We start from the raw sequence: 11851 nt of genomic DNA, 5'->3' as shown, positions 1-11851 counted from the left end.
CGCGGTTACGCGGCCCCCGTTTCTTCTTCGGTGTCCTTGGCCACGCGCTCGGCCAGGGAGGCGGCCATGAACTCGTCCAGGCCGCCATCCAGAACTTTTTGCGTGTCGGACGTTTCCACGCCCGTCCGCAGATCCTTCACCATCTGATAAGGCTGCAGAACATAAGAGCGGATCTGCCGGCCCCAGCCGATCTCCGTCTTGGACGCAGCCTCGGCTTCGGCTTCTTCCTCGCGCTTCTGCAATTCCAGTTCGTAGAGCCGGGCGCGCAGCATGTCCCACGCCGTTGCGCGGTTCTTGTGCTGTGACCGGTCATTCTGGCACTGCACAACGATGCCTGTCGGAGTATGGGTCAGACGAACCGCGGAATCGGTCTTGTTGACGTGCTGTCCGCCCGCGCCTGACGCGCGATAGGTGTCCGTGCGGACATCCTTGTCTTCAATTTCGATCTCGATCGTTTCGTCGATTTTTGGATAGATCCAGACACTGGCGAAACTGGTGTGCCGCCGCGCGCTGGAATCGAAGGGCGAAATCCGCACCAGCCGATGCACCCCGGATTCGGTCTTCAGCCAGCCATAGGCGTTCTCGCCCTTGACCAGTACGGTCGCGGACTTGATGCCCGCCTCCTCGCCGGAATTCTCCTCGATCAGCTCCGTCGAGAACCCGCGCGACTGGGCCCAGCGCAAATACATGCGCAGCAACATGTTGGCCCAGTCCTGGCTTTCCGTGCCGCCGGCGCCCGCATGAATTTCCACAAAGGCGTTATTGGCGTCAGCCTCGCCCGATAGCAGCGCCTCCAGCTCCGCGTCGGCGGCGCGTTTGGAGAGCTTCGCCAACGCCTCCGCCGCCTCGTCCAGCATGTCGGAATCGCCTTCGGCGTCCGCCAGTTCTGCAATTTCCAGCGTGGCTTCCAGCTCTTCCGAAATACTGCGGACCGCACTGACCGCGGAATCCAGCCGGTTGCGCTCGCGCATCAGCTTCTGGGCTTCGTCCGGCTTGTTCCAGATATCAGGGTCTTCGGACCGGGCGTTCAGCTCGTCCAGTTGGCGCAGGGATTTCTCCCAGTCAAAGACGCCTCCTCAGCAGTTCAACCGACTGCTGGATTTCTTCAGATGCGGATTCGATATCGGCGCGCACGAACGACGCTCCCTTACTGCATGAAATACGGGATGATCAGCTTGTTATCTGGTTACGCAACGGCTCCGGCGCGTCAATAGACGCCGCCCAGCGTATCCTCGGATTCGTCGTCTTCCGACTCTTCCTCATCCGCGCCGATAACCCCGTCCACCGCGACCGAGGACTGTCCGTCCGCGCCGGCAATGCCGATGCCGGAGGATCCGAAATCGTTCATGCCCGGCAGGCGGATATTGCTGCGGGTCGCCTGACGCTGACGCGGTTCCGTGCCCGGTTTGAAGGGCTCCAGAATAGATCCCGGCGCATTGAACGCCATGCGGGCGCCGCTGCGCGGGTTGATCGGCACCAGACGCGCGCCGGACGGCACGCGGAACGGAACGCTGGTTTCCCCTTTCAGGGCCTCGGCCATGAAGTCGGCAAAGATCGGCGCGGCGACAACGCCGCCCGCCTCGCCATAGCCCAGTGTCTGCGGCTGATCGAAGCCGACATAGACGCCGGCGACCAGATCCGGCGCGAAGCCGACAAACCAGGCGTCCTTGAAATCATTGGTCGTGCCCGTCTTGCCGGCCAGGGTGAAGTCCACCTTCGCGCCGACCGCCCGCGCCGCCGTGCCGCGCTCCACCACGCCTTCCAGCATGGAGGTGATCTGATAGGCCACAACCGGGTCAATCACCTGCTCACGCGGATCCAGCAATTCCGGTTCGTCCTGTCCGTCCCATTCCTGCGCCTCACAGCCCTCGCAGACGCGCGGATCGTGACGGTAAATGGTGTTTCCGTAGCGGTCCTGAATTCGGTCGATCACGGTCGGGACAACTTTCTGCCCGCCATTGGCGAACACGCCGTAAGCGCCAATCATGCGCCAGAGCGTCGTCTCCCCCGCGCCCAGCGAGATCGCCAGCGTGGGGACATATTGCCCCTCCTCCGCCACGCCGAAATTCTCCGCGTACCGGACAATCGGATCCATGCTGACCTTGTTGGCCAGGCGCACGGTCATCTGGTTCCGCGACATCTCGATGCCGCGCCGGAGCGTGCTGGGGCCGTAGGAGCGGCCGGAATAGTTGGACGGCCGGTAGATTTTCCCGTCGCCCCCGCGCGCCACGAATGGCGCGTCCAGCACCACTGTCGAGGGGGTGAAGCCATTATCCAGCGCCGTCGCATAGACGATCGGCTTGAAGGACGATCCGGGCTGGCGGGAGGCCTGCGTCGCCCGGTTGAATTCGTTATGGGCGAAACTGAAACCGCCCACGAGAGCGCGCACCCGTCCGGTATGCGGGTCCATCGCCATAAAGGCGCCGTTCACCTCCGGAACCTGTTGCAGGGCGTAGCTGTCCCCTTCCTCCATCGGCGCGACATAAATCACGTCGCCGGCGGAAACGATGTCGCCCATGTTTGATGGCGCGGCGCCGACGCGGGCGTTATCGCGCGCCGGGCGCGCCCAGCGGGAAGCCTCGAAGTCCAGGCTGCCGGTCGAACCGTCAACAAAGCCGATTTCCGCGCTGCGGCTTTCCACGCCGAGCACCACCGCGGCGACCCAGTCGCCCAGATCCGGCAGCGCCTCGACCTCCGGCAGGGCCTCGCGCCAGTCGACAGCGTCAAGGTCCAGCGTCGCGAACGCGCCGCGATAGCCATGCCGGCGGTCATAGGAAATAAGCCCCTTGCGCAGGGCGTCCCGCGCGGCGCGCTGCAGGTCCATATTCAGGGTCGTACGAACCGAAAGACCGCCATCATAAAGACGGTCCTCGTCATACATGCTGATCAGGGAGCGGCGCACTTCCTCCGCGAAATATTGCGCGTCATCGTCAATGACGCCAAAGCGGCCCGGCGCGACCTCAAGCGGTTCCTTCTTCGCCGTCTGCGCTTCGGAGCGGCTGACATAATTATTCGCGCGCATGCGGTCGATCACCCAGTTGCGGCGGGCAATCGCGCGTTCGGTGTGGCGCTGCGGATGGTAGTTGCTGGGGGCCTTGGGCAACGCCGCCAGATAGGCGGTTTCGGCCAGCGTCAATTCGTCCAGCGGCTTGCCGTAATAGTTCAGCGCCGCCGCGGCCACGCCATAGGACCGGTTCCCCAGATAAATCTCGTTCAGGTAAAGCTCGAGGATCTTGTCCTTGCCGAAGGCGCGCTCCATGCGCCGGGCCAGAACCATCTCGCGCACCTTGCGGGATACCCGCTGGTCATTGGTCAGCAGGAAGTTCTTGGCGACCTGTTGTGTGATCGTGGACGCGCCCTCCAGCCGGTCGTCGTCCATGACGTTTTGCACGTTCGCCATCGCGGCGCGGATGATGCCGGCATAGTCCAGCCCGCCATGACGGTAGAAATTCTTGTCCTCGGCCGAAATGAACGCCTCGATCACTTTCGGCGGCACCGCGTCGATGGGAACGAAGGCGCGATGTTCGCGCGCATATTCGGCGATCAGCGTACCGTCCGCGGCGTGCACGCGGCTCATCACCGGGGGCTCGTAATCGGCCAGCTGCGCATAGTCCGGCAGATCGTCCGTAACCCGGATCACATAGATTCCGGCCGCGGCCAGCACCACCAGCCCCAGGACGACCGCAGCAATCCCGCCGATCAAACCGATGCGCAAAAGAATTTTCGTTACGCTCATATCCCGCTCCGCAAGCGCATGTCGCCGCATTTTGAGGCGATAATAAGGAGTCGGGCGGTCAATTGATACGTCTGGCGGTCAGTTACAGACAGCCAAAATCAACGGGCGGCGAAGAGTCTTTCGCGCTGTTCGAAATAGTCGTCGATCGCGCTGGCGACGGTCCGGGCCAGCCCTTCGCGATAGGACGGAGTGCTGAGATTGGCTTCATCGCCGCGATTGGACATGAAGCCCATTTCCAGCAGCACCGCCGGCACGTCAGGAGCCAGCAGAACGTACAGATTCGCTTCCCGGTGCGTATTGCGCAGAACCGGGCCGGCCTCGGGCAGCCTTCCGGTCAGAATTTCGGCGAATGCGGCCGACTGGTTCTTCGTCTCACGCTGGGCCAGGTCCACCAGAATGCCGCTGACATCGGGATCGCGCCCGGCCAGCGTGACGTCCATGACCCAGTTATTATCGAGCACTTTCTGCTTGGCGCGCGCGGTGCCGCGTTTGGACAGCGTATAGACCGACGCTCCGCGGACGTCCGGCTTGCCAATCGAATCGGCGTGCAGGGAGATAAACAGGTCTGCGCCCCCCTCACGGGCCACCTGAACGCGAAGATCATGGTCCAGATAGATATCGGTGGAGCGGGTGAGGATCACCTCGTAATCGCCCAGCGCCTCGAGCGCCTCTTTCAGGGCCAGCGATGCGGCGAAATTGACGTCTTTCTCGCGCTTTCCGGTAATGCCGATCGCGCCGGGGTCCTTGCCGCCGTGCCCGGCGTCCACAACAATCCGGCGGGTGGAGGATTCCCGGAACACCGCGTTCTGCGCGATTTCCCCGCGGCTGCCCTGCGCAACCTCTCCGTCTTCGGGGAAGCCCGCCGCTTCAGCAAAAACCTGAAAATTGGTCTGGCGCAGATCGAACACCAGGCGATGTGATCCGCCCGCAGCGGCCGGCGCCATGTAGAAATGCTGCTCCACGGTCAGCGGCTGATCCAGATCGAAGACGACCCGGGACGTGTCGGCGGTGTAGTGGCCAAAGCGCGCCTGCCGAATCGGACCGTGGCCGGCGATGCGCAACTGGTTTTCACCAATCTGTTGCGCCGGCCCCGCCCATTTTACATGCGGCAGGTCCACGACAACCCGCATCCCCTGCTCCGCCAGTGTGAAAATGCTGTAGTCCAGCGCAGAGTCCGATTCGATGACGATCCGCGTATAGCCGTCGAAGTCGCCATAACGGATATCGGTGATCTGGCCTGCGCTGGCGCCCGTTACCGCCAGCAGGCAGAACATCAGCGCGGCAAGGCATTTTTTGGCCGTTGGCATCATTTGCAGCACGAACCCGGATCTTCAGAAGCATGAAACGCCAGAGTTTATACCCATATGCTGAACGCGAGGTTGATGAACTCCAACAGACGCGCAGCTTTGCATTTCTGTGAATTTGATGCAGATTGCGACGTGTGAGGGAGCTTTTCAACGGCGTCGCGTCGAGCCGGTTTATCCGACCAGACGCCCGTCTTTGACCTCCTCGCCAGAGATACCGGCTCCTGGCTCTGATGAGCGCCGCATGCCTATTCGCGCGCCCAGAGTTTTCAAGAGCTTCTCGCACCGGCCGCAGCCCGCTGCGGTCAGACTTTTAGGAATCACTCATGCGCCCCGCCGCTTTGAACATCGAAATGCTTAATCGCAGGGATGCTCCCGGCCCGGGCGCGATTGCACACCGTTCGCCCGCGCTTGTTATGTCTCGCGCCGGCGGACCAGGAGATCCGCTACATGGCCAAGAAAATGCTGATCGACGCAGCGCACCCGGAGGAAACCCGGGTCGCGGTGTCGGATGGGAACCGCCTCGAGGAATTTGACTACGAATCGGACGCTAAACGACAACTTCGCGGAAATATCTATCTCGCCAAGGTGACGAGGGTTGAACCCTCGCTGCAGGCGGCGTTTGTCGATTATGGCGGAAACCGGCACGGCTTCCTCGCCTTCAACGAAATTCACCCCGATTACTACCAGATCCCCTATGAGGATCGGCAGAAACTGATCGAGGAAGAGGCCGCCGACAACGACGAGGCGGACGAGGTCGACGCCGCTGCGTCCGAGGACGCCGAGGACGACGACGAGGAAATCGTCGAAGAGCAGCTCGAGCGCCGCCGCAAGCGCGCCATGCGCCGCTACAAGATCCAGGAAGTCATCAAGCGCCGCCAGATCATGCTGGTGCAGGTGGTCAAGGAAGAGCGCGGCAATAAAGGCGCGGCGTTGACGACCTATCTGTCGCTGGCCGGTCGCTATTGCGTGCTGATGCCCAATACCAGCCGCGGCGGCGGGATTTCCCGCAAGATCGCCAGCGCGACGGACCGCAAGCGTCTGAAAGGCATCATTTCCGACCTCAACGTGCCGAACGGCATGGGCCTGATCATCCGCACCGCCGGCGCCAAGCGCACCAAGGCGGAGATCAAGCGCGACTATGATTATCTGTTGCGGCTGTGGGAAAAAATCCGCGAACAGACGCTGAAATCCACCGCGCCTGTGCTGGTTCACGAGGAAGGCAATCTCGTGAAACGCTCCATCCGCGACCTCTATGACAAGGATATCGAGGATGTCCTGGTCGAGGGCGACGAGGCCTATAAGCAGGCCAAAGATTTCATGCGCGTGCTGATGCCCTCTCACGCCAAGAAGGTTCAGCCCTATCGCGACAAGATTCCGCTGTTCCAGCGTCACCAGATGGAGACGCAGATCGACCAGATCTATAATCCGGTCGTCCAGCTGAAATCGGGCGGATACCTGGTTATCAACACGACCGAGGCGCTGGTCGCCGTCGACGTGAACTCGGGCCGCGCCACCAAGGAGCGGAATATCGAGGCGACGGCCCTCAAGACCAATCTGGAAGCGGCCGAAGAAGCCTGCCGCCAGATGCGGATGCGCGACCTCGCCGGCCTCATCGTGATCGACTTCATCGATATGGAGGAGAACAAGAACAACCGGGCCGTCGAAAAACGCCTCAAGGACGCGCTGAAAGCCGATCGCGCCCGCGTGCAGGTGGGACGAATCTCGCAATTCGGCCTGCTGGAAATGTCGCGTCAGCGCCGCCGAGCCAGCCTTCTGGAAGGCTCCACCCGCGCCTGCCCGACCTGTAACGGGCTGGGCTTCACCCGCTCGATCCGGTCCGCCGCCCTGCACGCTCTGCGTCAGCTGGAGGAAGAGGCCGTGCGCGAACGTTCGCGCCGGGTCCGCGTCAGCGCGCCGTCCGAAGTCGCCATGTATCTGCTGAACGAGAAACGCAATCAGCTTCAGGCGCTGGAAGATCGCTTCGGCATGAGCGTCGTTATCGAGGTCGATCCGTCCCTCACCCCGCCCGAGATGAATATCGAACAGCTTGAAGAGCTGACGGCGAAAGAGAAGGCGGAAGTCGGTCAGGCGCGCGTACAGGCTGAAAAAGCCATCGAGGCGGAAGCGCCCGATCCTGAAACCGCCGAGGAAGACGAGCCGGAAGCGGAGGAAGAACAGGAAGAGCAAAGCGACAAGCCGCGCCGCAAGCGCCGCCGTCGCGGCGGACGCGGCGGATCATCCTCTTCCGGTGATTCATCCAGACAGTCTGATGCAGCCAATGACACGCCGAAATCGGATGACGAATCCTCCGAAGAGGATTCCGACGAGTCGGATGCATCTGCGGATGATTCCGGTGAAGATAAATCGGACAAGCCCAAGCGCCGCCGCCGTCGCGGACGCCGGGGCGGCCGCGGACGCCGGGGTGGTTCGAACCAGAATTCCGAGCAATCGGGAGAGGATGGCGCGCAGAAGGACGACGAAAAGTCCGAAGAGGTCGCGGCCCGCAAGTCAGACGACGACAAATCGTCCGAACCTGAAAAATCCGACGATGCGGCGCAAAACGAGAAGCCCAAACGGCCGCGCCGGAGCCGCGCCAAAAAGACCGAACCGGCGGACAAGCCGAGCGGGCTGGAAATTGTCGAGCCGATTTCAGGGGATGCCCCGGCCGAACCGGTTTCGCCGGAAGAGCTGGGCAAATCCGGCGGGGAGCCACCAGAAGCCGCTGCGACCGAGGCCGAGGTTATAGACTTCCCGGAACCCAAGCAGGAACAGACGGAGAAGCCCAAACCCAAGCCGCGCTCGCGCCGCAAGCCGAAGGCCGAACCGGAAACGGAAAAAGCTTCAACAGATGCGTCTTCCGGCAAGGCGTCCGCAAAGGACGACAAGAAGGAAACGGAATCCGTTGGCGGCGATGAGGCCGAGAGCAAGCCGCGCCGCCGGGGCTGGTGGCAACGCTGAGCGCGCCTGAAACCGTGATTGGCGTGTGATCGGCGCTTCGCTACGATAATGGTGTCGGGGGACTTAAGACTTGGGACGCTTATGATACGCGCTTCAATAGCCCTGATTTCCTGTCTTGTTGTGATGGTCGCCGCGCCGGCGCACGCGCAATCGCTGATCCGCGACGCGGAAATCGAGGCGATGCTGTACGACTATGGCGACCCGCTGTTCCGGGCCGCCGGTCTGCGTAGCGAAGATATCGGCATCTATATCGTCGCCGATAACTCGATGAACGCCTTTGTCACGCGCGGTCAGAACGTATTTCTGAATACCGGGATCATTCTGGAAGCCGATACGCCTAATCAGCTTCAGGGCGTGATGGCGCATGAAACCGGCCATATTTCCGGCGGTCACCTGCTGCGCATGGGCGAGGCCCAGAGCCAGGCGATGACCACCATGTTCCTGACCATGGGGGTCGGGTTGCTGGCCGTTCTGGCGGGCGCGCCTGACGCGGGCGCCGCGGTGATGGCCTCCAGCCAGCAATTCGCCGCCCTCAATTTCATGACTCATACAAGGGTGCAGGAATCAAACGCCGACCAGGCCGCCATTGAGTTCATGGAAACCGCCGGCATCTCACCGGAAGGCATAGTCGGGTTTTTCGAGCGGTTCCGTCATGAGGAAGTGCTGGCCGAACGCCAGCAGTCCCCCTATTTCCGCACTCATCCCCTCTCCTCCGCGCGGATCGCGGCGCTGCGCAAGAAGATCAGCGAATCCGACTTCCGCGACTATCGCGACAGCCCGGAAGAGATCGCGCGACTGCAACTGGTTCAGGGCAAGATTTACGGGTTTCTTGAAACGCCGCAGCGCGTTTTCCGCGTCTATAAGCGCGATGATGACTCCATGCCCGCGCGCTATGCCCGGGCTGTTGCGCTCTACCGCTCAGGCGCGCTGGACAAGGCTGTGGAGGAAGTCGATTCCCTGATCCAGTCTGATCCCGACTATCCCTACTTTCACGAGCTGAAGGGGCAAATGTATTTCGAGAGCGGAAAGGCGGATCTGGCCATTGAGCCCTACCGTAAATCCGTGGAGCTGGAGCCAGATCAGCCGCTTCTCGAGGTCGGACTGGCGCAGTCGCTTATCCGGCACGGCGAAGATGACGAGATCGAGGAAGCCATCGGCCTGCTCAAGAAGTCGCTGCGCGCCGAACACGATAACAGCTACGCCTGGTACCAGCTTTCGCTGGCCTATAACGCGCAGGGAAAGACCAGTCTGGCGCAGCTGGCGGTCGCCGAGCAATCCTTTGCCTCGGGCGATTTGCGCCGCGCCGCCATGTTTGCTCACCGCGCCAAGGAAGGGCTGGAAACTGGCACGCTGGACTGGCGCCGGGCCAGCGATATCCTGTCGGTCAGCGAACCGATGCTGCGCGCGGCGGCTGAACAACGCCGGCGCTGAGCCGTCACTATCCGCCGCTTTGATTGCGGCGTCCCAATGAAAACAGATACCCGGAAAGCTACTGCAATGATGAAGCGTATCGCCGTACTCGCCGTTTCGGCCTGGTTCGTGGCCGCCTGCGGCTCACAGGCCGAGCAATCCGCGCCGGCCAGCAAGGACGAAGTTCAGGAAGTTGTCCGGCAATATATCCTCGAAAATCCGGAAATCATTCGCGACGCGCTAATCGAGCTTCAGCGCCGCGAGAACGCCAAGGCGATGGAAGACGTTCGCAAGGCCGCCGTGGCCAACAAGGACCGGCTGCTGGATGACCGCGCCCCGACGCTTGGCGCCGAAACGCCGGAAGTCACGATCGTCGAGTTCTTCGATTATAACTGCTCCTACTGCCGCCTGTCCGCCGGCTGGGTTCAGGAAACGCTGGAGGCCCATGATGACCGCGTCAAAGTGGTCTTTCGTGATTTCCCGGTTCGCGAATCCTCCACCGGCACCTCCGTCGAGGCGATGAAGGCCAGCCACGCCGCCCGCGAACAGGACAAATACGCCGCTTTCCATTTCGCGCTCATGGGCGCGACCGACCGCCTGACCAGTGAGCGGATCGATGAAATCGCCGAATCCGTTGGCGTCAATGTCGAGCAGATGCGCGCCGACATGGAGTCCATGGACGTCGACGATCTGATCAATGACACGATGGTGCTGGCCGCCGAGATCGGCGTTGAAGGCACGCCCTTCTATGTCATCGGTGATCAGGTGGTCCCGGGCGCCAATATCGAGATGCTGGAAGACGCGCTGGAATCCCAGCTGTCCGGCAGCTGATCAGATCAGGCCGGCCAGCGGGCTGGACGGATCCGCGTATTTCTTTTTGGGCATGCGTCCGGCCAGATAGGCTTCCCGCCCCGCAATGACCGCGTGCTTCATGGCGCGCGCCATGCGCACGGGCTCTTTCGCCTCGGCGATGGCGGTGTTCATCAGAACGCCGTCACAGCCCAGTTCCATGGCGATGGCCGCGTCGGAGGCCGTGCCCACGCCCGCATCCACGATTACAGGCACCTTCGCCTCTTCCACGATCAGCCTGATATTGACCGGGTTCTGGATGCCGAGCCCCGATCCGATCGGCGCGCCCAGTGGCATGATCGCGCAACAGCCAATCTCTTCGAGCTTCTTCGCGTAAACCGGGTCGTCGGAACAATAGACCATCACCTGGAAGCCGTCCTTGATCAGCATCTCAGCCGCGCGCAACGTTTCCGCCATGTCCGGGTAGAGGTGCTTGGGGTCGGAAAGCACTTCCAGCTTCACCAAATCCCAGCCGCCGGCTTCGCGCGCCAGGCGCAGCGTGCGCACCGCGTCCTCGCCCGTGAAGCAACCGGCCGTGTTGGGCAGGAATGTGTAATCGTCCGGGCTGATATGATCGACCAGCATCGGCTCGTCCGGATTGGTCAGGTTTACCCGGCGCACGGCGACCGTGATGATCTCCGCGCCCGATGCGCGCAGCGCGTCGGCGTTCTGGGCGTAGCTTTCATACTTCCCGGTTCCGATGATCAGGCGCGAATTGAACTCCCGCCCTGCAACACGCAGCGTATCCGCTTCCGAAATGGATTTGCCGTCGTCAGGCATGGCTCAGCCTCCGCCGATGAAGTGAACAATCTCGATACGGTCCTCCGCCTGGAGCAACGTATCAGCGTAACGCGACTTCGGAACGATCTCCAGATTGCGTTCAACCGCTACCTTGCGCAGCGGAATTTCCAAGTGCGCAAGGAGTCCCTCAACGTTAAGCCCGTCCGGCACGTCAGAGCTGTCGCCGTTCAGCATGATCTGCATTACATCCCGCTCCGTGTTGGCGCCGCGGCCCGCCCCGGATAAAAGCGGTGCGAGTCACATTGTAAGGCGGCCCGATGACCGTTCTTGTCTACATCCTCAATGGCCCCAATTTGAACCTGCTGGGGCAGCGCGAACCGGAGTTTTACGGCTCCGGCACGCTGGATGATCTGCGCTCCGCTTGCGAAACGCATGTAAAGGACATGGGCGCGACACTGGAATTCCGCCAGACCAATCATGAAGGCGAACTGATAGACTGGCTGCAAGAGGCTGGCGAACGCGCCGACGCGGTGGTTTTAAATCCCGCAGGTCTGGGCCATACCTCCGTGGCGCTTCATGATGCGGTGAAGGCTATAGACGCGCCGGTCATCGAAGTTCATCTTTCACAACCCGCCGCCCGTGAGGCGTTCCGGGCTCACAGTTACGTTTCCAGCGCCGCGAAGGGAACAATTAGCGGCTTTGGACAGCTAAGCTATTTGTTAGGGTTAGACGCCGCGCTTGCAGAAGCGGCAAAAACTTGACCCGCAATAACGGGATTATCGATGTCTTCTGACGATACCGCCAAAAAGCCGATCGATCCGCAAATCGTGCGTGAACTGGCTGAAATCCT

Annotated in this window: 9 protein-coding genes; 4 read left to right on the top strand and 5 right to left on the bottom strand. The window is 61.9% G+C overall.

Annotated elements, in window-relative coordinates:
- Positions 1 to 5: 5 nt before the first annotated feature.
- The 3 genes from prfB to L338_RS07230 all read right to left on the bottom strand — a co-directional run bounded on the left by prfB (position 6) and on the right by L338_RS07230 (position 5046).
- Positions 6 to 1134, bottom strand: a protein-coding gene (prfB, locus tag L338_RS07240; RefSeq protein WP_152485842.1) for a peptide chain release factor 2 whose coding sequence is annotated in 2 segments (ribosomal slippage) — positions 6 to 1064 and positions 1066 to 1134 — 1128 coding nt in all. Because the reading frame shifts where the segments join, the coding sequence is not laid out codon by codon here.
- A gap of 73 nt (positions 1135 to 1207) precedes the next feature.
- Positions 1208 to 3736, bottom strand: a complete 2529-nt coding sequence (locus L338_RS07235; RefSeq protein WP_022697703.1) for a penicillin-binding protein 1A — start codon at positions 3734 to 3736, stop codon at positions 1208 to 1210.
- A gap of 98 nt (positions 3737 to 3834) precedes the next feature.
- Positions 3835 to 5046, bottom strand: a complete 1212-nt coding sequence (locus L338_RS07230; RefSeq protein ID WP_022697702.1) for an N-acetylmuramoyl-L-alanine amidase — start codon at positions 5044 to 5046, stop codon at positions 3835 to 3837.
- A gap of 444 nt (positions 5047 to 5490) precedes the next feature.
- Here L338_RS07230 and L338_RS07225 point away from each other — a divergent pair, with 444 nt between their 5' ends.
- The 3 genes from L338_RS07225 to L338_RS07215 all read left to right on the top strand — a co-directional run bounded on the left by L338_RS07225 (position 5491) and on the right by L338_RS07215 (position 10242).
- Positions 5491 to 8001, top strand: a complete 2511-nt coding sequence (locus L338_RS07225; protein ID WP_022697701.1) for an Rne/Rng family ribonuclease — start codon at positions 5491 to 5493, stop codon at positions 7999 to 8001.
- Positions 8002 to 8082: 81 nt separating this feature from the next.
- The gene (locus tag L338_RS07220) at positions 8083 to 9432 is read left to right on the top strand and encodes a M48 family metalloprotease (RefSeq protein ID WP_022697700.1); all 1350 of its coding nucleotides are present in this window, start codon (positions 8083 to 8085) and stop codon (positions 9430 to 9432) included.
- A gap of 66 nt (positions 9433 to 9498) precedes the next feature.
- A complete protein-coding gene (locus L338_RS07215) occupies positions 9499 to 10242 on the top strand; it encodes a DsbA family protein (RefSeq protein WP_022697699.1) in 744 nt (247 codons plus the stop codon).
- Here L338_RS07215 and L338_RS07210 read toward each other — a convergent pair whose 3' ends face one another.
- Together L338_RS07210 and thiS are read right to left on the bottom strand one after the other, a co-directional pair.
- A complete protein-coding gene (locus L338_RS07210) occupies positions 10243 to 11040 on the bottom strand; it encodes a thiazole synthase (protein WP_022697698.1) in 798 nt (265 codons plus the stop codon).
- Between the two features lie 3 nt (positions 11041 to 11043).
- Positions 11044 to 11244 carry a sulfur carrier protein ThiS gene (thiS, locus tag L338_RS07205; protein ID WP_022697697.1) on the bottom strand — a complete coding sequence of 67 codons (201 nt, stop codon included), beginning with the start codon at positions 11242 to 11244 and terminating at the stop codon, positions 11044 to 11046.
- A gap of 74 nt (positions 11245 to 11318) precedes the next feature.
- Between thiS and aroQ the strand changes: the two genes are divergently transcribed.
- A complete protein-coding gene (gene aroQ, locus L338_RS07200; RefSeq protein WP_022697696.1) occupies positions 11319 to 11762 on the top strand; it encodes a type II 3-dehydroquinate dehydratase in 444 nt (147 codons plus the stop codon).
- Positions 11763 to 11851 lie beyond the last annotated feature (89 nt).

The sequence above is a fragment of the Euryhalocaulis caribicus genome, assembly GCF_000412185.1.
In the GTDB taxonomy this organism is placed as follows: domain Bacteria; phylum Pseudomonadota; class Alphaproteobacteria; order Caulobacterales; family Maricaulaceae; genus Euryhalocaulis; species Euryhalocaulis caribicus.
This window is presented reverse-complemented; position numbering and strand designations above follow the sequence as displayed.

Coding starts and splice junctions, on each gene's coding strand:
- L338_RS07235 (WP_022697703.1), bottom strand. CDS start 3,736: ATGAGCGTAACGAAAATTCTTTTGCGCATCGGTTTGATCGGCGGGATT.
- L338_RS07230 (WP_022697702.1), bottom strand. CDS start 5,046: ATGATGCCAACGGCCAAAAAATGCCTTGCCGCGCTGATGTTCTGCCTG.
- L338_RS07225 (WP_022697701.1), top strand. CDS start 5,491: ATGGCCAAGAAAATGCTGATCGACGCAGCGCACCCGGAGGAAACCCGG.
- L338_RS07220 (WP_022697700.1), top strand. CDS start 8,083: ATGATACGCGCTTCAATAGCCCTGATTTCCTGTCTTGTTGTGATGGTC.
- L338_RS07215 (WP_022697699.1), top strand. CDS start 9,499: ATGATGAAGCGTATCGCCGTACTCGCCGTTTCGGCCTGGTTCGTGGCC.
- L338_RS07210 (WP_022697698.1), bottom strand. CDS start 11,040: ATGCCTGACGACGGCAAATCCATTTCGGAAGCGGATACGCTGCGTGTT.
- thiS (WP_022697697.1), bottom strand. CDS start 11,244: ATGCAGATCATGCTGAACGGCGACAGCTCTGACGTGCCGGACGGGCTT.
- aroQ (WP_022697696.1), top strand. CDS start 11,319: ATGACCGTTCTTGTCTACATCCTCAATGGCCCCAATTTGAACCTGCTG.